This window comes from Streptomyces sp. M41, from assembly GCF_043673425.1.
Taxonomy (GTDB): Bacteria; Actinomycetota; Actinomycetes; order Streptomycetales; family Streptomycetaceae; genus Streptomyces.
The window spans coordinates 260,476-282,325 of sequence record NZ_JBIMKE010000006.1 but is presented as its reverse complement, the minus strand read 5'-3'; the positions used below and the strand labels follow the sequence as shown (position 1 = coordinate 282,325).

The window sequence follows — 21,850 nt, the reverse complement described above, 5'->3', positions numbered from 1 at the left end:
GAACAACTGACCGCATCGGCAAGGGAACCGGCCCGGCCACGCCGACGGCGGGCGGAAGCACGGTTCCGGTCACCTTTCGGTCGAGGCTGCGAACGCGGCTCACCACCGGCCGACGCGGGTCCGCCGATCAGGGTGTGCCAGCCGGTGAGTGCCCGCGTGCCGGTCGGTGCCCGTGTGCCGGTCAGTGTGGGCGTGCCGGTCAGTTCCTGTGTGCCGGTCAGTGCGGTCGCGCGGCGATCGCCTCCGCCGTCAGCCGCACGCCCGCCCGGATCCGCGCCGGCGACAGATGCGCGTACCCCAGGACCAGCCGCACGCCCCGCTGCCCGTCGTCCCCGGCACGCGCGTGCGTGTAGTCCCGCAGCGCGCGCACCGCCACACCGGCCGCGCCCGCGCGCGCGAGGAACCGCTCTTCGGAACCGTACCGCTCCGGCAGCGCGGCGATGACGTGCAGCCCCGCGGCGATCCCCGTCACCTCCGAGCCCGGGAAGTGCTCCCGCAGCGCGGCGGCCAGGACGTCCCGGCGCTCCCGGTACGCGCGCTGACAGCGCCGCAGCTGCCTGTCGTAGTCGCCGCGCTCCAGGAACCGGGCGAACAGTGCCTGGTCCAGCGACGGATGACCGAGATCCATGGTCCGCTTGCGCTCGACGACGTCCTCGGCCAGCGCTTCCGGTACGAGCAGCCAGCCCAGCCGCAACCCCGGAGCGAGGGACTTGCTGACCGAGCCGGTATAGGCGACACGTTCCGGGTCGAGCCCCTGGAGCGCGCCCACGGGAGCGCGGTCGTAGCGGAAGTCGCCGTCGTAGTCGTCCTCCAGCACGTACCCGTCCACGGATCGCGCCCAGTCGAGCAGTTCGGCACGGCGTTCCGCGGAATAGGCGATGCCGGTGGGGAACTGGTGGGCGGGTGTCGTGACGACGGACCGTACACCCGACGCGTACAACGGACCGACGGCGAGGCCCTCGTCGTCCAGCGGCAGGGGCACGGTGGTGGCACCGGCGGCGGCGTAGAGGGCGTCGTGCTGCGGGCTTCCGGGGCTCTCCACGCCGACTTCGCCCATCCCGCGCGCGTGCAGCACGAAACCGAGCAGTGTCGTCGCCTGCGCCACCCCTGAGACCACCACGATGCGCTCCGGGTCGGCGACCACGCCCCGGCGGCGCGCCAGCAGTTCGGCCAGCGCCGTCCGCAGCCGGGGCAGCCCGCGCGGGTCGGGATAGCCGAGCTCCTCGTGCGGCAGCTCGGCCAGCACCCCGCGCTGCGCCGACGCCCACGCGGCACGCGGGAACAGCGACATGTCCGGCGTGCCGGGCACGAAGTCGACCTGGGCGCCGGTGGAGCGCGGAGCGAGGTCCCGCGTGCGTGGCCGTCCCGCCCGCACGGCACCGCCCACCCGGTCCCGGCGCCCCGGCCGCTGCGCAGGTATCCCTCCGCCGTCAGCTGCTCGTACGCCTCGGTCACCAGCCCCCGCGAGACCCCGAGGTCGGCGGCGAGATCCCGGCTCGAAGGCAAGCGTGTGCCCGGCGCGAGCCGCCCCGACCGAACCGCGTCACGCAACGCCGCCTGCAACGAACGCCCACGCGCGCGTGCGGGCGCCGAAGCGGCCGGAAGCAGCAGCTCCCAGGCGGCAGATCCCTCGGCGCGCGGCGCGTCCGTCGCGGCGGACGCCCGGCGCGGCTGCGCAGGTCCGAGGGGACCACCGGCGGGCGTCGTTCCGTCCGTGGACGCGGACCTCCCGGGCCCGGTCACCCCGTCGGCGGGACCGCCGCCCACCGACCCCCCGTCGCGATTGGTCTCCGATGGCCTCATGAAAGTGGACCTTAATCCGGGCCGCGACGCTTCCTAGCGTCGCGGTCATGAACGCCACCACCACGCGCGGCGCCCTCCTCGCCGCGTTCGCCTGTGTCCTCGTCGGAGGATCCTTCACCGCCAACAGCCTGCTCGGCGACTACCCGTACGCCGGCGGCCAGTTCCTGCGCTATGCCCTCGCCTGTCTCCTGCTGGCCCCCTGGCCGGGCGGGGTGCCATCGCCCGGCTGCGTGCCCTCGGGGCCCGGCAGTGGGCCCGCCTCGCGCTGCTCGCCGGCCTCGGCATGGTCGGCTTCAACCTGGCCGTGATCGCCGCCGAGCGCACCGCCGAACCCGCGGTACCCGGTGTCTTCGTCGGCTGCGCGCCCGTGGTCGTGGCCGTCGCCGTCCCCCTGCTGGACGGACGCCGCCCCCGACGCGCCGTCCTGTACGGGGCGTTGCTCGTGGCCGTCGGCGCGTTCACGGTCCAGGGCTGGGGCCGTACGGACGCCGCCGGCATCGCCTTCTCCGCGTGCGCCCTGGCCGGCGAGTTCGGTTTCGCCGTCCTCGCCGTGCCCGTACTGCGGCCGTTGGGACCGCGGCTGCTGTCCGCGACGGTGTGCGGGATCGCCGCCGTCGAGTCCGTGGCGGCCGGGCTGCTCCTGGACGGCGGCGCCTGGCTGAGGCTGCCCGACACCACGGAGACCCTCGCGCTGCTGTGGCAGGCGGTCGTCGTGACCGTCGTCGGCTTCGTGTGCTGGTACATGGGCATGCAGCGGATCGGCGCCGAGCGCGCCACGCTCTTCTCCGGCCTCATCCCGGTCGCCGCCGCCTGCACCGCCCCGCTCGTCGGAACAGGTTCCTACGGCGCCGTCCAGGCCCTCGGCAGCGCGCTGGTCGGCACCGGAGTGGCCCTGGGCTCCGGCGCCCTGACGCGCACCCCGCGTGGATCAGCGGCTGCCGTCGAGGATGACGCGCGCGACCAGGGCCGGGTCGTCGTTCATCGGGCAGTGACCGCAGCCGGGCAGCTTGATCAGCCGCGCCCGGGGGATGACCTGCTTGGCGCGCACCCCTTGGCGGCGCACGAGCAGCCGGTCCTTGGTGCCCCAGGCGACCGTGACCGGTATCCCGGGGATGTCGTCGGAGAACCGGACACTCCGGCCGGCCCGGAGGGTCTGGTCGAACCCGGTGGCACCCGCCAGCGCGAGCGTCTCGGCGACCACGGCCTCGGGTGAGCGCCGGCCCGGCCGGGCGTAGATCGAGCTGGTCAGCACCGTACGGCCGGCCGCCGACCTGGACAGCTGCTCCACCAGCGGCAGCGGCAGCCGGCGCGAGATGTGCCGCATCGCCAGTAGCACGCCGAAGGCGTAGCGCCGCTCGGCCGTGGACCAGAAGCCGGCGGGGGAGAGGGCGGTCACGGACCGCACGAGCTTCTCGCGGCCCAGCTCCAGCGCGATCAGTCCGCCCAGCGAGTTGCCCACCACATGCGGCCGGTCGAGCTCCATGGCCTCGCAGAAGGCGCCGAACACGGCGGTCGTCGTTGCCAGGTCGTAGGCGAGGTCGTCCGGCAGCCCCGGCGACGCCCCGAACCCGGGGAGATCCACGCAGATCACATCGCGCTCGGCAGCGAGGATCTCCACCACGGGGTCCCAGACCTGCCGGTGATGACCGATGCCGTGCAGCAGGAGCAGCGGTTGACCGCTGCCCACGCGCGCGTACTCGACGGTCACGCTCTGCGGGCCGCGGGGAGAGGGAACCTTGAAGGAGACGGTGGCGGACATGACGGTGCTCCTCGTCTGGAAACGCTGTCTGGTACGCGCTGCCTGGTGCAGACGCTGTCTGGTTCTCGCCGGCGGACGGCCGTAGACAGCTTGTCAGCAATTGCTACCGACGGGTAGACCCAATGCATGGCCGGTCTCGGCGAGTGTCCGGGCGCAGACCCGGACGAGGACGGAGGCGAGTACACGGGCGTCAACGCGCCCCGGCCGCCCCGAGGTTGCGCGACACGCCCCGGGCCGCCGATTTCGCCTGGACACGGCAGGGCACGTCGGCTGGGATGGTGTGGTGACCACCGATACCGTGACCGACGTCTTCGAAGAGCACCGCCCCGTCCTCCTGGGGGTCGCCTACCGCATGCTCGGCCGCGTCGCCGACGCGGAGGACGTGGTGCAGGAGGCCTGGCTGCGCTGGTCCGGTGCCGACCGGTCCGAGGTGCGCGAACCACGCGCCTACCTGGTACGTGTCACCACCCGCCTCGCCATCGACCGGCTGCGCCAGATCAAGGCGCGGGGCGAGACCTACATCGGGCCGTGGCTGCCGGAGCCGTACGTCACCGACTTCGGGGACACCGTCCCGGACACCGCGGAACAGGCCGTGCTCGCCGACTCCGTCTCACTCGCCGTCCTCGTCGTCCTGGAGTCGCTCTCGCCCCTGGAGCGCGCGGTGTTCGTGCTCAGGGAGGCCTTCGGCTACCCGTACGCGGACATCGCCGCCATGCTCGACCGCGGCGAGGCGGCGGTGCGCCAGCTCGCCGGGCGGGCCCGCAAGCACGTTGACGAGCGGCGGCCCCGCTACGAGGTCGATCCCGCCCAGCGCCGCGACCTGACCGAGCGGTTCCTCGCGGCGGCTGCGGAGGGGGACATCGAGGGGCTCATGGCGCTGCTGGCGCCCGACGTCCGCCTCGTCGGCGACAGCGGCGGCAAGGCCAAGGCGCCGGTGCGCGTCCTGGAGACGGCGGACAAGGTGGGCCGCTTCCTCATCGGCGCCGCCGGCAAGAGCGTCGCCGACGTCACCTTCCGGTTCCTGGAGGTCAACGGCGGCCCCGCGGTGCTGGTGCTCTCCGGCGACAAGCCCGATTCCGTCTTCCAACTGGACGTCCTGGACGGCCGCATCCAGGCCGTCTATATCGTCCGCAACCCTGACAAACTCGGCTCGCTGGCACCCTCCTAGAGCCCGCCGCCCGCGACGCCCATGGCGCCCGCGCGGCCCCGGTGGACGCTCCCGGCGATTGGTATTGACCAAGGGTGAGGGCCGCCCTATGGTCGCAGACAAGTGCAACAACCTTTAATAAACAAAGGCGCTAAATGGCCGCCGGGCCACGGCGATTGCGGAGGACAGGGTGGGGACCACGCAGCTGGAAACAGTGCCGGAACCGAAGTATTGGCACCTGAGGACCGTGCTCACCGAGGCACTGGACTCCGAATTCACCGTGGGCGAGATCCTGCCCAACGAGCGCGACCTGGCGGCCCGCTTCGGCGTCGCCCGGGCCACGCTCCGGCAGGCACTGGAACAGCTCGAGCTGGAAGGCCGCCTCCAGCGCCGCCGCGGCGTCGGTACGACTGTCGCGCCCCCGCGCGTGGGCGTCTCCGTCGGCACCGAACAGCACGCGTGGCCGGGCGCCGACGACGATGTGTGGCAGGCCATGGACTGCACGCAGGCCGCGGCGCCCACCCCCGTCGCCGACGCGCTGGAGTGCGGCCGGGACGAGCCCGTGCACACAGTGCGACGCTCCCGCGTGACCCATGGCCAGCCCGTCGCCGCCGAACTGCTCTACGTCCCCCGGTCGTCGGTGCCCGACCTCTCCGCCATCGACGCCCCGTCCGGACCGGCACGCGCGCGTGCAGTTCTACGCGAGTTGCAGCGGCTGGGACTGGAGGGACAGGAGAGCGCCGTCGAGCTGGGCTCGGCCCGCGCGGACGACGCCAAGGAACTGGACAGGTTGCCGGGTGCGCCCGTCCTCCTCGTCACCACCCGCTACCTCGCCGAGGGTCGCACAGCCGCGCTCTCCGTGGCCACCTACCGCGCCGACACCTGCCGGCTGACCTTCGGTGACTCCGGCCGCGTGGAGATCCATCAAGATCCGCAGCGCCGGGCGTCCTGACCCCTGCACCGACCTGACCACCGCACCGACCCGACCCCGCGCCCCGGACCGGCTCCGGGGCGCCGCGCGTTCACGGGCCGGCCCGAGTGACGCGGCGCGTGCCCTGGCTGCCCCTGGCGGTCAGCGGCGTGCCGTCGCCGTGCCCTCCACCGCGAACAGCTGCTCCTCCACATGGTCCAGCGCGAGTCGCAGCGCACCCATCGCCACCGCCGCCTCGCCGAGGAGGGACAGGGCGACCTTCGGCGGGCGCAGGCAGTAGCGGGCCAGTTCGCGCCGCAGCGGCTCCAGGACGCCGTCCAGACCGGACGCCCACCCCCCGACGACGACCAGCTCGGGGTCGAGGGCGAGGACGAGCGCGGCCACGTCGTGGACCAGGCGCTGAATGAACCGGTCGACGGCCGCGCGGGCCCCCTCGTCCCCCTCACGGGCCTGGGCGAAGACCTCGGCGACGGCGTGTTCGTCGAGGGGGCGCAGCGGCTCGTCCGTGGTGGACAGCAGCGTCTCCGGGGTCGCCTCGCGGCCCAGCAGATGCAGCGCACCGATCTCGCCGGCGGCACCGCCGAAGCCCCGGTGCAGCTGCCCGCCGATCAGAGAACCGGCGCCGGGACTCAGTCCGGCCAGCACGAACACCACGTCGTCGGTCTCGGTGGCCGCCCCCTTCCAGTGTTCGGCGACCGCCGCCGCGTTGGCGTCGTTCTCGACGAGCACCGGGCACTTGAAGGACCGGCCCAGCCGCTCACCCAGCCGCAGCCCCGTCCACTCGGGCAGCGCGGCGCCCAGCCGCACGGTGCCGTCCGCGTCGACGATGCCCGGCGTCGCCACCCCGACGGCCCGCAGCGACCCGCGGGCGACACCGGCCCGGCGCAGCAGTTCGGCGACGGCAGTACGCAGCCGTTCGAGCCGCTCGTCGGCCGAGGCCGACTCGTCCACGTCCTTGGCGACGGAGCCGAGCACCCGGCCGTCGAGGTCGGAGAGCAGCGCGGCGACCCGGTGCGCCCCGATGTCCAGGCCCAGCAGCTGACCGGCCTCGGCCCGGAACCGGAAGCGCCGCGCGGGGCGTCCCTGGCGCCGCACGAGGCTCTCGTCGGCCGCCTTCTCGACGACGTAACCCGCCTCGATGAGCCCCTCGACCACGCCTTCCACGGTGGGCCGGGACAGCCCGGTCACCCGGGTGATCTCCGTCAGCGTCGCGGCGTCCGTGGCACGCAGCGCGTGCAGCACCACCGCGGAGTTGATCCTTCGCAGCAGCGAGGGATCCCCGCCGGTCAGCCGCGCCAACGTCCGTCCTCCCAGCTCGTGCGCATGTTGGCCGGATGCTACTCGCCACGGCGGACCCCGGCGAGTGCGGGGCACCCCCGACAGGGCGCACACGGCTCACCCCGGGGCCACGAATCCCGATTCGTACGCCGTGATCACCGCCTGCGTACGGTCCCGCGCACCCAGCTTGGCCAGCACGGCACCCACATGCGACTTCACGGTCTCCGTGCCGACGACCAGCCGGGCCGCGATCTCCGCGTTCGACATACCGCGCGTCATCAGCCGCAGCACCTGCGCCTCCCGATCGGTCAGCCCGGCCCGTTCCAGCAGCGCACGCGCCGCCCGGTTCCCGCCCTCGTCGCCGTACTGCGCCGCCAACTGGCGGACGGAGGCCGGGAACAGCAGCGACTCGCCCTCGGCGATCAGCCGCACCGCGTGCACGATCTCGGCCGGCCGGGCGCGCTTCAGCAGAAAGCCGTCGGCACCGGCCCGCAGGGCCTCGTACACGTACTCGTCGTTCTCGAACGTGGTGATCACGAGGATCTTCGGTGGCTCGTCCACCGTGCGCAGCACCGCGCGCGTGGCCTCGATCCCGTCCAGCAGCGGCATGCGTACGTCCATGGCGACCACGTCCGGCCGCAACTGCCGCACCAGGGGAATCACCGCCGCCCCGTCCGCCGCCTCCCCGACGACCCCGATGTCGGGCTGAGCCTCCAGCACGGCCCGCAGACCCGCGCGTACGAGGGGTTCGTCGTCGACGAGGAGCACGGTCACCGGCATCCGGCCAGCGTAGATCAACTCAACGGCAGCTCAACATGCACCTGCCAGTCACCGGCGTCGGGACCGGTTCGCGCACGCCCGCCCAGCAGAGCCGCACGCTCCCGTATGCCGCGCAGACCACTGCCCCGGCCGGGGCGGGGTGCGTCGGCGTCGAGCGGATTGCGGACCTCGAGGTCGAGCATGCCGTCGGCGACCGCCATACGGACGCGGATGGCGACCGAACCGGCGTGTCGGAGCACGTTCGTCAGCGACTCCTGGAGGATGCGGTACCCCTCGCGGGAGACCGGGCCCGGGATCGTCTCCAGCGGCCCGGACACCTCGGCGTCCACCTTCGCCCCGGAGGCACGGGCGGACTCCAGCAGCCGGTCGGCGTCCGCGAGCGTCGGCCGGCCGCTCACCGGCCGCTCCGACTCCCGCAGGACGCCGAGCACATGCTCCAGGTCGTCCAGCGCGGCCCGTCCGGTCTCCTCGATCGCCGTCAACGCCCGCTCCGTGAAGGCGGGATCACCGGCCGCCCGGGCCGCGCCCGCCTGCACCACGGCGACGGTCAGCGCATGACCGATGGAGTCATGCAGTTCGCGAGCGATACGGGTGCGCTCCAGGAGCTGCTCGGTGCGCTCCTCCAGGGCGGCGAGACGCTCCGCCGGGGAGGGGCCCAGAAGGCGCAGGGCGACGGCCGTGACGAGCCGGCCCGACCCGACCACGATGCCCGCGAGCGCGGCCAGCGCCGGAGGCACGAGCAACACGTGCCACAGCGCACCGTCGTCGAAGCCCCGGCGCACGGCCGATGCCGTCGAGTCCACGACGAAGGCGGCCAGTTGGGCGACGGCGGTCACGGTCGTGCATCCGAGCAGGAACCGCGCCTGCAGCCACAGCACGAGACGCCACCGGTCGCCCCAGGTCCCGGACGGGACGACGACGATGCCGGCGCTCTCACTGTCGTGCCGGTGACCGGTCAGCAACAGCCTGGCCTGCAACCCCTCCACGGTGCGCATCGCGGGCACCAGCCCGGCGGGGACGAGTGTCGCGGCGGCCACCGCCCAGATCCACCACTCCTCCTGGACGAAGATCAGCATCGCCGGCCACACGACGGCGACGAACAGATGCAGCAGTCGTGTGTACGTCACCACCCTGCCGAACGGGCGCAGCAAACGGACCATTTCGTCATCGTGCCAGGCAGCACTGACAACGGACCTCCCCCGCACGGGGGAGACGATCTCCACGCGCGGGGGAGGACCCGCCCCGCCCCCGACGGCCAGGCTGATGCCATGACCAGCATCGAAGTCCAGGCCCTCACCAAGGAGTACGGCACCCGACGAGCCGTCGACGACCTCACCTTCACCGTCCTGCCCGGCCGTGTCACCGGCTTCCTCGGCCCAAACGGCGCCGGCAAGTCCACCACCCTGCGGCTCGTGCTCGGCCTCGACCGGCCGACGTCGGGCACCGCCACGATCGGCGGCTGCGGCTACGCGTCCCTGCGCGAACCGCTGCGCCAGGTGGGCGCGTTGCTCGACGCCCAGGCCGCCCACGGTTCCCGCACCGGCCGCGACCATCTACGCGCCCTGGCCGCGAGCAACCGCATCGCACCCGGCCGGGTCGACGAGGTGCTGGCGGAGACAGGGCTCACATCGGTGGCGCGGCACAGGGTGCGGACGTACTCCCTGGGGATGCGCCAGCGGCTCGGTATCGCCGCTGCCCTCCTCGGCGACCCCGGGATCGTGCTGCTCGACGAGCCGTCCAACGGACTCGACCCCGAGGGCATCATCTGGATCCGCGAACTCATGCGCCGTCTGGCGGCGGAGGGGCGCACGGTGCTCGTCTCCAGCCATCTGATGAACGAGACCGCGTCCTTCGCCGACCACCTCGTGGTCCTGGGCCGGGGACGGCTGCTGGCCGACACCCCGATGCGGGACTTCATCCACGCGCGCGTGGAGCCACGCGTCCGCGTCCGCACCACCGACGACACCTCCCTCACCGCAGTGCTCGCCCGGCACGGTCACGAGGCCGTCCAGCACACGGACGGGCACTGGACCGTGCGTCACGCGCGCGTGGACGACATCGGGCGGCTCACCTCGCAGGCAGGCGTCCCCATCCTCGAACTCACCGCGGAGGAAGGCACCTTGGAACAGGCGTACCTGGACCTCACCTCGGCCGCGACCGAGTTCACCGCACCGCCGCAGGAGGCCTGACCATGGCATTCGCACCCATACTTCACTCGGAGTGGCTCAAGATCCGCACCCTGCGCTCCCTTCCGGGCGCGCTGCTGGCGCTGTTCGCGGTGACCACGGCGTTCTCCGCCCTGTCAGCCGCCGACGGGCGCTCGGACCCGGACTTCGACCCGCTGTTCACGGCCTTCGCCGGGGTCCTGCCCGGTCAGATCGCCGCCGTCACCTTCGGGGCCATGGCCGTGTCGTCGGAGTACCACGGGGGTGCGCTCCGGCTCTCACTCGCCGCGGTTCCGCGGCGCGGGCAGTGGTTCGCCGCCAAGATGACGGCCATCGCCGTGCCCGCGCTCCTCGTCGGGCTGATCACCGCCTGCGCGGCTCTCGCCGCCGCACGCTCGGGCCTCGGTGACGCGGCGGACGGCATCGGCGGGGCCGAGCAGGTGCGCGCGGTCCTGGGCTGCGGCATCTACCTCATGCTGATGGCTCTGTTCGCGGCGGGCCTCACCGCCCTGTTCCGCAGCGGGGTGGCCACACTCTCCCTCCTGACCCCGTTCATCCTCGTGGTGCCGTTCGTGATCGGCGAAGCGGCAGGCACCGCCGCGGACTTCCTGCCGGACAAGGCAGGGCAGATCGCCCTTCACCAGACGTACGACGGCACGCTCGGACCGTGGTCCGGGCTCGCGGTGACCGCGCTGTGGACGGCCGCCGCGCTCTGCGCCGGGGCATGGTGCGTGCGGCGGCGGGACGCCTGACGCCACGCCAATTGTCAGTGGCGGCGGCAATACTGGATCACATGGACGTCGCGAAGGACCTTGCCCTGACCGACCTGCTGTGCACCCGGGATTTTCCCACCGAGCGCGGCAGGACGGACTTCGCCACGGGCGGCCCTGGCTACTTCATGGTCGAGTTGGGGGCGGGCTCGTGGCGGAGCCCGGACGATCTGTACGCCTACGAGGCCGCCCTGATACAGCGGTTCGACGAACGATGGGGGGAGGGTTCGCGGTGGGGGAGCGTGACCCTCCAGGAGCGGGGCGCACGGGGCGAGGAGATAGCCGAGCCCTGGGCCGTCCTCGGCATCCGCGCCGATGACCTGCGTACCTGGGACGCGCGGGGCACGGGCCGCTGGGTCAACCTGGGCGTCGCCGACCGGGACCCCGAGGCCGAGCCCGAACTCCTGCTCATGGTCACCGACATGGACCCACCCTGACCGCGGCTCATTGCCCTGTCCCCGGCCCACCGCCCTGACCCCGGGCCCACTGCCCTGACCCGGCGCGTGCCCTGACCGCGGCCCAATGCCTGCCCAACGCCCCGTCAGGCCTCCGCGGCCTCCCGCAACCGCGCGAACTCCTCCGCCATCGTCCGCGCCGTCCAGTGCGCGTTCAGCCCGCTCGGATTGGGCAGCACCCACACGCGCGTGCCCCCGATCACCCGCTCCTGCGGACCGACCTGGGCCTTGCGGTCGTCGAACGCCGCCCGATACGCGGTGACGCCCACGACCGCCAGCCAACGGGGCCGCAGCCGTGCCACCTTGGCGGCCAGCAGCCGCCCGCCCTCGCGGTACTCCTCGGCGCTCAGCTCGTCCGCCCGTGCCGTCGCCCGCGCGACCACGTTCGTGATGCCGAGCCCGTACGACAGCAAGTCCTGCTGCTCCGACGGTTTCATGAGCCGCGGAGTGAAGCCCGAGAGATGCAGGACCGGCCAGAACCGGTTGCCGGGGCGGGCGAAGTGATGACCGGTCGCGGCCGTCATCAGACCGGGGTTGATGCCGCAGAACAGCACGCGGAGGCCGTCCGCGACCACGTCCGGGACGAGGCGGTCGCGGGCGGCCTCCAGCTGATCAGCGGTGAAGCGCTCCATGCCGTGCGTGTGTCAGAGGATCGCGCCGGGCGTGTAGCCCGCGGCCTCCGGGTGCTGCTTCACGATCTCCTCGATACGGCTGACGACCACGCCGACCTGCGCCGCCGCGGCGCCGGTGAAGGACAGCTTGTCGGCCATCAGCGCGTCCAGCGCGGCGCGGTCGAGCGGGATGCGCGCGTCGCCGGCCAGCTTGTCGAGCAGTTCGTTGCGCTCGGCGCCCTGCTCGCGCATCGCCAGCGCGGAGGCGACGGCGTTCTCCTTGATCGCCTCGTGCGCGACCTCACGGCCGACGCCGGCGCGCACCGCGCCCATCAGGACCTTGGTGGTGGCGAGGAAGGGGAGGTAGCGGTCCAGTTCACGGGCCACGACCGCCGGGAAGGCGCCGAACTCGTCCAGCACGGTCAGGAACGTCTCCAGCAGCCCGTCCAGCGCGAAGAACGCGTCCGGCAGCGCGACCCGGCGCACCACCGAGCAGGACACATCGCCCTCGTTCCACTGGTCGCCGGCCAGCTCGCCGGTCATCGAGGCATAGCCGCGCAGGATCACCATCAGGCCGTTGACGCGCTCGCAGGACCGGGTGTTCATCTTGTGCGGCATCGCGGACGAGCCGACCTGGCCCGGCTTGAAGCCCTCGGTCACCAGCTCGTGCCCGGCCATCAGCCGGATCGTCTTGGCCAGCGAGGACGGCGCCCCCGCCAGCTGCACCAGCGCGGTGACGACCTCGTAGTCGAGGGAGCGCGGGTAGACCTGGCCGACCGAGGTGAAGGCCTGCGAGAAGCCGAGGTGCGCGGCGATCCGGTCCTCCAGCTCCGCCAGCTTCAGCGCGTCCCCGCCGAGCAGGTCGAGCATGTCCTGCGCCGTGCCGACCGGGCCCTTGATGCCGCGCAGCGGGTAGCGGCCCAGCAGCTCCTCGACGCGGCCGTGAGCGACGAGCAGCTCGTCGGCCGCGGTCGCGAAGCGCTTGCCCAGGGTGGTGGCCTGTGCGGCGACGTTGTGGGAGCGGCCGGCCATGACCAGCTCGCCGTACTCGCCGGCGAGCTTGCCCAGCCGGGCCAGCACGGCCACCGTACGGTCGCGCATCAGCTCCAGGGAGAGCCGGATCTGGAGCTGCTCGACGTTCTCCGTGAGGTCACGGGACGTCATGCCCTTGTGCACGTGCTCGTGCCCGGCGAGATAGTTGAACTCCTCGATCCGCGCCTTCACATCGTGCCGCGTGACCTTCTCGCGCTCGGCGATGGAGGCCAGGTCGACGGTGTCGAGGACACGCTCGTAGTCGGCGAGCGCCTCGTCCGGCACCTCGATGCCGAGGTCCTTCTGGGCCCGCAGCACGGCGAGCCAGAGCTGACGCTCGAGCTTCACCTTCTGCTCGGGGGACCAGAGCGTGGCGAGCTCGGTGGAGGCGTAGCGTCCGGCGAGGACGTTCGGGATGCGGGGCTTGGCGGGCGCAGAAGTCACGTGTACGGAGTTTACCCGGCGCCCACCGGGCCCCCGGATCGTCCATGCGGTTCAGAGCACCCCAGGTCAGGGGCGCTCTCGTCCGTCTCGCGGGCCGGGGAACCCCGCTCCCCGGCCCGCGAGACGGACGAACGAGTGAATTCACCGGTGGCCCACGCGTCCTGGCCCCCTGCGGCCTTCCTCTCTCCTTCATAGTCGGCAGGTCATGCCGAATGTGAACGTGCGGCACCTCATCTCCCGCGGTGACCTTGCGCATCCCGGTGATCGACAAGAACGCGTCAACGACTGAGGTCGGCTTCCCGCTCCGCTCGAGAGAAGGACAACGAGAATGCGACAGACCCTGGCCAAGGGATTGATCGTGGCCGCGGCGACGAGTGCCCTGTCCCTGCACGGAACATGGGCGTCCGCGGCCCCCGGCATGCAGGGGACCGCGGTGAGATCCGGCGCCGCCGCACACTCGAGCCACACGGAACCGTGGGACACGGGCGACCTGGAGGAACGGGTGGACCGCAAGGTCGGCAAGGTGCACGACACGGTCCAGCAGTTGGACGACAAGGTCCACGAGCTGGACCACCGCCTGCCCGCCCCCGAGATCGACGCCCCCGGCTACGGTCCGGAGGAGTCGAGCGGCGACGGCTATGGCCCGGAGGACACCAGCGACCAGGGTTACGGCGCGGACGAGCCGAGCGGCGCCGGCTACGGATCCGACGAGCCGAGTGGCGGGGGCTACGGGTCCGAGGAGTCGAGCGGCAACGGCTATGGCCCGGAGGAGCCGAGCGAGGGCGGGTACGGCCCGGAGGAGCCGAGTGGGTACGGCTACGGCACGGACGAGCCGGCCGACCACGGCTACGGCAGCGGCAATGGCCATGGGTACGGCTACGGCTACGGCGACTCGGAATCGCCCGAACCCACGCCCAGCCGGACCACCACTCCGTCGCCCTCGTACGAGCCCACGCCCGCCCCGTCGAGGACGACCCCGACGAACCCGGACCGCCCGCAGATCCCCGAGACCGGCGCCGAGAAGGTGCTCGGTGGCGTCGCCGCCAGTGGGGCGCTGCTGATCGCCGGAACTCTTCTGTACCGGCGAGGCCGCCGGGCCGCGTCCCGCCGCTAGCGCACCGGGGGGTGCCGTGCGAACGCGGCACCCCGCCCGTGCGTCACCTGTGCACGACCGGCGGGCCGTACTGCGGCTACGCCGACGGCTCGTCGTACGGCAGCAGCTCGGGCCGCTTCGCCGGGAGCCCGTCCCCGGACGACCGTCCCGTCAGGCGACGGCCTATCCAGGGCAGCAGATGCCGGCGGGCGAACCGCATGTCCGCGGCCCGGCGGGCGGCCCACCCCGGCGGCAGCGTCGCCGGCATCGGGGTGCGCCACTCGGTGTCCTCGGGGTCGTAGCCGAGCGTCTGCCACACGGCTTCCGCGACGCGGCGATGCCCCTCGGCGGTCAGATGCAGCCGGTCCACGTCCCACAGACGCGGGTCGCCGAGCGACGGAGCGCCGTACAGGTCGACGACGATCGCGCCGTGTCGCTCGGCCAGGGCGTCGACGCAGGCGAACAGCTCCTCCATCCGCGGCCGGAACCGCTCCAGGACCGGGCCCTGTCGCCCCGGGCTGCGCATCAGCACCAGTTGCTTGCACGCCGGGGCGAGCGTCTCGACGGCCTCCTCCAGGAGTGCGCGTACCCGGCCCATGTCGCACTTGGGCCGCAGCGTGTCGTTCAGGCCGCCGACCAGGGTGATCACATCGGCGCCCATCGCGGCGGCCACGCCGACCTGCTCCTCGACGATCTGCGCGATCAGCTTGCCGCGCACCGCGAGGTTGGCGTACCGGAAACCGGGGGTCTGCGCGGCCATCCGGCCGGCGAGGAGGTCGGCCCAGCCCCGGTAGGAGCCGTCCGGGAGGAGGTCCGACATGCCCTCGGTGAAGGAGTCGCCGACCGCGACCAGGCTGGTGTGAGTGGGGTTCGTCTGCATGGCGTCAGCGATGGTATCCCGGGTTACATACTCATCGGTCGGTCGGCCGGGGAATCAAGCCGTACCCCCGCTCCCGTCCAGACCGACCGGTCCCGCGTCTCCGGCTCCCGCTACTCAGGTCCGCTGCCCGAACAGCTCCCGCAGTACGTCCTCCATGGTCACCAGTCCCGCCAGGCGGCCGTCGCGGCCCAGTACGGCGGCGAGGTGGGTGCTGCTGCCGCGCATCGCCGTGAGCACGTCGTCCAGCGGTGTGCTCTCCCGTACGCGTGCGATGGGGCGCATGTCCTCGACCGGGAACGGCACGTCCCGCGGGGAGGCGTCCAGCGCGTCCTTCACATGCAGGTAGCCGACGATGCGCCGCCCCGCGTCGACGACCGGGAAGCGGGAGAAGCCCGAGTCGGCCGACAGCCCCTCCAGCTCCGCAGGAGTGACACCCACGCGCGCGTGGACGACGCTCTCCAGCGGGAGCACCACGTCCCGCACCGGCCGGCGGCCCAGCTCCAGGGCGTCGTGCAGCCGCTCCCGGGCCCGCTCGTCGATCAGGCCGGCCTCGCCGGAGTCGCGCACCAGGCGGGCCAGCTCGGCGTCCGAGAACGTCGCGGTGACCTCGTCCTTGGTCTCGACGCGCAGCAGCTTCAGCAGCGCGTTGGCGAAGGCGTTGATCGTGAAGATCACCGGCCGCAGCGCCCGCGACAGCGTGACCAGCGGTGGACCGAGCGCCAGGGCGCTGCGCACCGGCTCGGCCAGCGCGATGTTCTTCGGCACCATCTCACCGAGCAGCATGTGCAGATAGGTGGCCAGCGTCAGCGCGATCACGAAGGACACGGCGTGCCCGGCGCCCTCGGGCACGCCGGCCGCATGGAACACCGGCTCCAGCAGATGCGCGATCGCCGGTTCCGCCACCACACCGAGGACCAGTGTGCACAGGGTGATGCCGAGCTGCGCCGCCGCCATCAGCGCGGACACATGCCGAAGACCCCACAGCACGCTCTTGGCGCGCCGGTCGCCCCGCTCGGCGTACGGCTCGATCTGCGAGCGCCGCACCGAGATCAGCGCGAACTCGGCGCCCACGAAGAAAGCGTTGACGACCAGCGTCAGCAAACCGATGAACAGCTGTACGGCGGTCATCGCCCCTCCTCCGTCACATCATGGGACGGGTCGTCGAGCGGCGCGTGCAGCAGCACCCGCGCCGCTCTGCGGCCCGTCGCGTCCACCACGTCGAGCTGCCAGCCGGCGACCTCGACCCGGTCCCCGACGGCGGGGATACGGCCGAGCTCGGCCGCGACGAGCCCGGCCAGGGTCTCGTACGGCCCCTCCGGTGCCCGCAGCCCGACGCGGGCGAGCTGGTCCACCCGCGCCGAGCCGTCGGCGGAGTAGAGCGCGCGGCCCTGGTCGTCGTCGCCCGCCGGGGCTAGGTCGGGTGTCTCGTGCGGGTCGTGCTCGTCGCGCACCTCGCCGACGACCTCCTCGACGATGTCCTCCAGCGTGGCGACGCCCGCCGTACCGCCGTACTCGTCGATGACCACGGCCATGGTGCGCTTGCCGGACAGCCGGTCCAGGAGCCGGTCGACGGTGAGGGTGGTGGGGACCAGGAGCGGCTCGCGCATCAGCTCGGCCACGGACACGCGGGTACGGCGCTCCGCGGGCACCGCGAGGACGTCCTTGATGTGCGCGGTACCCACGACCGAGTCGAGCGTCCCTCGGAAGACGGGGAACCGGGACAGTCCGGTCGCCCGGGTCGCGTTCGCCACGTCCTCGCAGGTCGCCTGAGCCTCCAGGGCGATGACCTGGACCCGCGGGGTCATGACGTTCTCGGCGGTGAGATCGGCCAGGTTCAAGGTCCGGACGAAGAGCTCGGCGGTGTCCGCCTCCAGAGCGCCCTCCCGGGCCGAGTGCCGGGCGAGGGCCGCCAGCTCCTGGGGTCCTCGGGCTGCGGCCAGCTCCTCGGTGGGTTCCACACCCATGCGGCGCACCACGCGGTTCGCCGTGTTGTTCAGATGGGTGATGAAGGGACGGAAGACCGCGCTGAACCAGCGCTGCGGGTTTCCCACCCGCTTGGCCACCGCCAGCGGCGAGGAGATCGCCCAGTTCTTGGGCACCAGCTCGCCGACCACCATCAGCACGACGGTCGACAGAGCGGTACCGATCACCAGCGCGATCGAGCTCGCCGTCGAGGGTGAGGCGCCGAGCGACCTCAGCGGGCCCGCGAGCAGCCGGGCGATCGACGGCTCGGCGAGCATGCCGACGACCAGATTGGTGACCGTGATGCCGAGCTGCGCGCCGGAGAGCTGGAAGGTCAGACTCCGTACGGCCTTGAGCGCGCCGGAAGCACCCCTCTCGCCGCGTTCCGCGGCCCGCTCCAGCTCGCTGCGCTCGACCGTGGTCAGCGAGAACTCGGCCGCGACGAAGGCACCGCAGGCGAGCGACAGCAAGATCGCCACCAGGAGGAGGAGCACTTCGGTCATCGGGACACCTCCGTCCCATCGTCGGACAGGGCGGGGAGGATCGCGCGACGTCTGGTACGGCAAGGCTCGCCCATGGGCGGACGCTCACACCTTTCTCCGGCGGCCTACGAGGTTTCTCAGTCGTCAGTGGGTGAGGTGCTTGACCCACCGACGCCACTGCTCCTCAGGCGTGTACCCGGCCGCGCCCCAGGCATGATGTGCGCTCTCGTTGCGCTGGAGCACCATCGCGTCCCCCCGGCGACCGCCGAGCCGTACGAAGCGCTCCTCCGCGGCGGCCAGCAGCGCCGAGCCGATGCCCCGGCGGCGGCGCTCCGGGTGCACCGCCAGCCGGTACAGATGGCAGCGCCAGCCGTCGAAGCCCGCGATCACCGTGCCGACCAGCTCGCCCGCCAGCTCCGCCAGGATCAGCGCCTCGGGATCGCGGGCGACCAGCCGCTCCACACCGTCCCGGTCGTCACTGATGCTCGTGCCCTCGGCGGCCGTCTTCCAGAAGGCCAGCACGGTGTCGAGGTCGCCGGCCGTCGCGGCCCGTATGCGCAGATCAGTCATGCCCCGATCCCATCACGGGGGGCGCGGGGGGAGGCGCAATTCCGTTATACGGACACCCACTTCTATACGGACAGCCGCTTCTATACGGACAGCCGCTTCTTGGCGGACACCCACTTCCGTACGGACGCCGACTTCACCTACTTGCCGCGCAGCCCCGCCATCACCGGAGCGAACGCCTCCATGCCCGGTTCGAGGACGGTCAGATAGGTGAACCCGTACCGCTCGCGCTGGGCCAGCAGCTGGGCGGCCATCTCCTCGACGGTGCCGATCAGACCGATGGGCAGCTCCAGGACCTGCTCCGGCGTGAGATACGGGACCCGTTCCATCAAGGGCTGGACGGCGGCCTCCCGGTCGTCGGTCTCGATCACGAACTGGATGAGCAGATTCAGCTCCGCCGGCTCGGCGCGGCCCGCAGCCTGCTCCTGGTACAGCGCGACCCGTTCCTCCAGCTCCTCGGCGAGCATCACCTCCAGCTGTCCCGTCGAACTCCCCCGCACCGAGCGCGCTCCGGTGAACGCCGCGATGTCGGCGTGCTCGGCGGTCAGGCGCAGCACCCGGTCTCCGTTTCCGCCCACGAGGAGCGGCACGCGGGGCTTCTGGACCGGCTGTGGCTGCTCGTCCTCGGAGCCCAGCAGGCGATACAGCTCCTCGATCGTGCGCCGCAGATGGTCCACCCGCTCACCGGGGGAGAGCCACGGCAGCCCGGCCGAGTCGTGCTCCGCCTTCACATAGCCCGTGCCGAGGCCGAGTTCGAGCCGCCCTTCGGTGAGCGCGTCGGTCGTCGCCACCTCACGGGCGAGCAGCGCCGGGTTCCAGAAGCCCGCGTTGAGCACGAACGTGCCCAGCCGGGGCCGCTCGGTCGCCTCGGCCGCCGCGACCAGGGCCGGGAACGGAGCGGGCATGCCCAGATGGTCGGGGACCAGGATCACGTCGTAGCCGAGCTCCTCGGCCCGGCGGCATTTGGCGCGCCATTCGTCGGCGGGGGCCGGGGTCATGAGGTTGACGCCGAAGCGGAACGGACGCGGGCTGACCGGTCGCGACATGAACTCTCCTCACCTGCACGGGACTTGAGTGCCTGCCGCGATTCCATCACTTCCCTCACTCGTGCGCGATGGCCGCCAGCACATTCATGCGCGACGCACGCAACGCCGGCAGCAGCGCCGCCACCACGCCCACGACCGCCGAGCCGATCACCACCGCCACGATCGTCCCCCAGGGGATCGCCAGCGCCGTCATGCCCTGCAACGCCAGCACCTGCTGGGTGCACACACCCCACACCAGCCCCAGCGCGAGGCCCAGCACCGCACCGAACACGGCGATCACCACCGACTCCAGGCGGATCATCCGGCGCAGCTGGCGCCGGGCGAGCCCGATGGCCCTGAGCAGCCCGATCTCCCGGGTGCGCTCGACGACCGACAGGGCGAGGGTGTTGACCACGCCGAGCACCGCGATGATGATCGCGAGCCCGAGCAGGGCGTACACGAGATACAGCAGCACGGCGATCTGGTCATGGACCAGCTGCTTGTAGTCGGCGATGTCCCTGACCTGCACCTGGGGGTACGGCTCGAGCGTCTCCTCCAGGGCGGTCCGCAGGTCCGCCGCGCTCGTGCCGTCGGCGGCGTTGACGTACACGGCGGCGTCCTGCCCGCCCGGCGCGTACTTCGCCAGCGTGTCCAGGCCGAAGTAGATCCCGCCCTGGGTGCCGAAGCCTTCCGCCGACTCCTGGTCGGTCAGGGCGCCCACGGTCAGCTCGGCCCGCCGCCCGCCCTGGAACTCGACCGGGACCGTGTCGCCGATCCGTGCGCCGTGGTCCTCGGCGAAGTCCTTGTCCATCGCGAGGTGCCCCTCCGCGAGCGCGGCCCCGGTGTCCCCTTGCGCGTACGTGATGTTGGCGACCTCGTCGAGCCGGGGCTCGTAGCCCGCGGCGGTCGTCTTCACTCGGTCGCCGTCCGGGAGGTGCACCGCGATCGTCGTGAACTGCGAGCGCACCACGAGGCCCGCACCCTCGGTGTCGCGGACCTTCTCGGTGACCTCCCGAGGGAACGGTACGAAGTTGCCGTTCTGCACGACGAAGTCGGCGCCCAGCGTCTTGTCGATCTGCTGGTCGAAGGACTTCGTCATCGAGGCACTCGCCACCGACATCCCGCCGACCAGCGCGAGCCCCACCATCAGCGCGGCGGCCGTGGCCCCGGTCCGGCGCGGATTGCGCAGGGCGTTGCGCTGGCTCATCCGGCCGACCGGGCCGAACAGCGCGGGGAACGCACCGCCGAGCACCCGGATCACCGGCCGGACGAGCAGCGGTCCCGCGATCACGGTCGCGACGAGGGTCAGCAGGACCCCCAGCCCCAGCAGGGACGCCGCCGTCGACGTCTCCGACGCCACCGCGCACCCCGCGAGCGCCGCCGCACCGGCCGCCCCCACGACCGCGCCCACCACCGCACGCGTCCGCAGCGGGCGCCCCACGTCGGCGATCTCGGCATCCGCGAGGGCCGCCATCGGTGCGACGCCCGCCGCCCGCCGGGCCGGGAGGTACGCCGCGACGAAGGTGACCCCGAGACCCACGACGTACGCGGTCACCGGCGTCCCCCAGCCGACGACCATCTCGTCCGCCCTGATGTTCATGCCCAGCAGACCCATCAGCTCGATGAGTCCGACGGCCAGCCCGATGCCCGCCGCGAGGCCCGCCGTCGAGCCGATCAGCCCGAGCAGCAGCGCCTCGGTCAGCACCGAGCGCCGCACCTGGCGCCGGTCCGCGCCGAGGGCCCGCAGCAGGCCCAGCTCACGGGTGCGCTGCGCGATGAGCATCGAGAACGTGTTGACGATCAGGAAGACGCCGACGAGGACGGCGACCCCGGCGAAGCCGAGCATGACGTACTTGATGATGTCGAGGAATCCGCCCAGTTGCTCCACGTCCGACTCGGCCTGTTCGCCGGCGGTGCGCAGCTCGTAGGTGCCGCTCCCCGCCGCGGCGTCGGAGCCGAGAGCCGCGGCCACGCGCCGTTTGAGGTCGGTGTCCTCGACGCCCTCGGCCGCGTCGACCGCGATGGCGGTGGCCGCATTCGGGTTCCCCAGCAGCCTGGCCCGCGCCGCCGCGGGGTCGAAGAAGACCAGCGCGCTGCCCGGGTTGGTGGTGGTGAAGGTGGCGATCCCGACCACCTCGACCGGGAAGGAGCCCTCCCGTCCGATGACCGTGAGACGGTCGCCGATCCGGACGTCCTTGGCGTCGGCGGTGTCCGCGTCGACGAGTACCTGCGAGCCACCCTTGGGGGCATGGCCCGAGGTGAGCTCGACAGGGCTGCGCTCGGTCGGGTTCCAGGCGGTGCCGATCGTGGGCGCGCCCGTGGTCGGACTCACCGACTCACGGTCCTCGTCGACGACGGTGATGCCGTCCACGTCCACTTCCGCGCGGGCCGTGGCGACGCCGTCCACCCGGGCGATTCGGTCGGCGAGCGAGGCCGGCAGGGTAAGGGTCTGCCCGGAAGGGACCGCCTCGGCGAGGGTCTCCTTCGGCGTGACGGTGACGTCGGCGGCAGTCGAGGCGAACAGCCGGTCGAAGGTGCGGCTCACGGTGTCCGAGAAGATCAGGCTCCCCGCGACGAACGCCACGGACAGGATCACCGCCAGGGCGGAGAGCAGCAGCCGCCCTTTGTGGGCGACGAAGCTGCGGAGCGTCGCCTTGAGCACCGGG

General features: G+C 72.5%; 18 protein-coding genes and 2 pseudogenes. 7 read left to right on the top strand and 13 right to left on the bottom strand.

The genetic code is table 11. The features are described 5' to 3' along the window. Positions 1-217: 217 nt before the first annotated feature. Positions 218-1,611 (bottom strand): annotated as a pseudogene (locus ACHBTE_RS11410) (PLP-dependent aminotransferase family protein). Positions 1,612-1,850: 239 nt separating this feature from the next. On the opposite strand from ACHBTE_RS11410, the pseudogene ACHBTE_RS11405 reads away from it, so the two are divergent. Beyond that, positions 1,851-2,749: pseudogene (locus ACHBTE_RS11405) on the top strand (EamA family transporter); the annotation flags it as partial. Here ACHBTE_RS11405 and ACHBTE_RS11400 read toward each other — a convergent pair. Next, positions 2,732-3,562 (bottom strand): alpha/beta fold hydrolase, encoded by an 831-nt coding sequence (locus ACHBTE_RS11400; protein ID WP_394723550.1) that lies wholly within the window; start codon positions 3,560-3,562, stop codon positions 2,732-2,734. The pseudogene ACHBTE_RS11405 and the gene ACHBTE_RS11400 sit on opposite strands and share 18 nt — an antisense overlap. Before the next feature lie 283 nt (positions 3,563-3,845). On the opposite strand from ACHBTE_RS11400, the gene ACHBTE_RS11395 reads away from it, so the two are divergent. After that, positions 3,846-4,730: an RNA polymerase sigma-70 factor gene (locus ACHBTE_RS11395; protein ID WP_394723549.1), complete on the top strand. Its 885-nt coding sequence runs from the start codon at positions 3,846-3,848 to the stop codon at positions 4,728-4,730. 169 nt (positions 4,731-4,899) lie between these two features. Further along, on the top strand, positions 4,900-5,661 hold the full coding sequence (locus ACHBTE_RS11390; RefSeq protein ID WP_394723548.1) for a GntR family transcriptional regulator: 762 nt from the start codon (positions 4,900-4,902) through the stop codon (positions 5,659-5,661). Between the two features lie 120 nt (positions 5,662-5,781). On the opposite strand, the gene ACHBTE_RS11385 is transcribed toward ACHBTE_RS11390, so the two are convergent. From ACHBTE_RS11385 to ACHBTE_RS11375, 3 genes are all read right to left on the bottom strand, one after another. Then, positions 5,782-6,939 (bottom strand): ROK family transcriptional regulator, encoded by a 1,158-nt coding sequence (locus tag ACHBTE_RS11385; protein WP_394723547.1) that lies wholly within the window; start codon positions 6,937-6,939, stop codon positions 5,782-5,784. A 96-nt stretch (positions 6,940-7,035) separates the two neighbouring features. Next, positions 7,036-7,698, bottom strand: coding sequence for a response regulator (locus tag ACHBTE_RS11380; RefSeq protein ID WP_394723546.1), 663 nt, complete (start codon positions 7,696-7,698; stop codon positions 7,036-7,038). Between the two features lie 14 nt (positions 7,699-7,712). Then, positions 7,713-8,858 (bottom strand): sensor histidine kinase, encoded by a 1,146-nt coding sequence (locus tag ACHBTE_RS11375; protein WP_394723545.1) that lies wholly within the window; start codon positions 8,856-8,858, stop codon positions 7,713-7,715. A 108-nt stretch (positions 8,859-8,966) separates the two neighbouring features. Between ACHBTE_RS11375 and ACHBTE_RS11370 the strand changes: the two genes are divergently transcribed. The 3 genes from ACHBTE_RS11370 to ACHBTE_RS11360 are packed head-to-tail and all read left to right on the top strand — an operon-like array spanning position 8,967 to position 11,070. Then, entirely contained in the window at positions 8,967-9,887 is a 921-nt protein-coding gene (locus ACHBTE_RS11370; RefSeq protein ID WP_394723544.1) for an ATP-binding cassette domain-containing protein, read from the top strand. 2 nt (positions 9,888-9,889) lie between these two features. After that, complete coding sequence (locus ACHBTE_RS11365; protein WP_394723543.1) at positions 9,890-10,615, top strand: ABC transporter permease; 726 nt, start codon at positions 9,890-9,892, stop codon at positions 10,613-10,615. Positions 10,616-10,656: 41 nt separating this feature from the next. After that, positions 10,657-11,070: a hypothetical protein gene (locus ACHBTE_RS11360; RefSeq protein ID WP_394723542.1), complete on the top strand. Its 414-nt coding sequence runs from the start codon at positions 10,657-10,659 to the stop codon at positions 11,068-11,070. A gap of 104 nt (positions 11,071-11,174) precedes the next feature. Here the strand turns inward: ACHBTE_RS11360 and mug are convergent, their stop codons facing one another. Both mug and purB read right to left on the bottom strand, forming a co-directional pair. Further along, a complete protein-coding gene (gene mug, locus ACHBTE_RS11355) occupies positions 11,175-11,720 on the bottom strand; it encodes a G/U mismatch-specific DNA glycosylase (RefSeq protein ID WP_394723541.1) in 546 nt (181 codons plus the stop codon). A 12-nt stretch (positions 11,721-11,732) separates the two neighbouring features. Further along, positions 11,733-13,175 (bottom strand): adenylosuccinate lyase, encoded by a 1,443-nt coding sequence (purB, locus tag ACHBTE_RS11350; protein WP_394723540.1) that lies wholly within the window; start codon positions 13,173-13,175, stop codon positions 11,733-11,735. A 328-nt stretch (positions 13,176-13,503) separates the two neighbouring features. Here purB and ACHBTE_RS11345 point away from each other — a divergent pair, with 328 nt between their 5' ends. Continuing rightward, complete coding sequence (locus ACHBTE_RS11345; RefSeq protein WP_394723539.1) at positions 13,504-14,289, top strand: hypothetical protein; 786 nt, start codon at positions 13,504-13,506, stop codon at positions 14,287-14,289. 76 nt (positions 14,290-14,365) lie between these two features. Here the strand turns inward: ACHBTE_RS11345 and ACHBTE_RS11340 are convergent, their stop codons facing one another. The 6 genes from ACHBTE_RS11340 to ACHBTE_RS11315 all read right to left on the bottom strand — a co-directional run bounded on the left by ACHBTE_RS11340 (position 14,366) and on the right by ACHBTE_RS11315 (position 21,846). After that, on the bottom strand, positions 14,366-15,148 hold the full coding sequence (locus ACHBTE_RS11340) for an SGNH/GDSL hydrolase family protein (RefSeq protein ID WP_394723538.1): 783 nt from the start codon (positions 15,146-15,148) through the stop codon (positions 14,366-14,368). Positions 15,149-15,262: 114 nt separating this feature from the next. Continuing rightward, a complete protein-coding gene (locus ACHBTE_RS11335; protein WP_394723537.1) occupies positions 15,263-16,276 on the bottom strand; it encodes a hemolysin family protein in 1,014 nt (337 codons plus the stop codon). Next, positions 16,273-17,613, bottom strand: coding sequence for a hemolysin family protein (locus tag ACHBTE_RS11330; RefSeq protein ID WP_394723536.1), 1,341 nt, complete (start codon positions 17,611-17,613; stop codon positions 16,273-16,275). Before ACHBTE_RS11330 ends, ACHBTE_RS11335 begins: the two co-directional genes overlap by 4 nt. Before the next feature lie 123 nt (positions 17,614-17,736). Then, positions 17,737-18,162 carry a GNAT family N-acetyltransferase gene (locus ACHBTE_RS11325; RefSeq protein ID WP_394723535.1) on the bottom strand — a complete coding sequence of 142 codons (426 nt, stop codon included), beginning with the start codon at positions 18,160-18,162 and terminating at the stop codon, positions 17,737-17,739. Positions 18,163-18,299: 137 nt separating this feature from the next. Beyond that, positions 18,300-19,205, bottom strand: a complete 906-nt coding sequence (locus ACHBTE_RS11320; RefSeq protein WP_394723534.1) for an LLM class F420-dependent oxidoreductase — start codon at positions 19,203-19,205, stop codon at positions 18,300-18,302. A gap of 55 nt (positions 19,206-19,260) precedes the next feature. Next, positions 19,261-21,846 carry an ABC transporter permease gene (locus tag ACHBTE_RS11315; protein WP_394723533.1) on the bottom strand — a complete coding sequence of 862 codons (2,586 nt, stop codon included), beginning with the start codon at positions 21,844-21,846 and terminating at the stop codon, positions 19,261-19,263. Between the last annotated feature and the right edge of the window lie 4 nt (positions 21,847-21,850).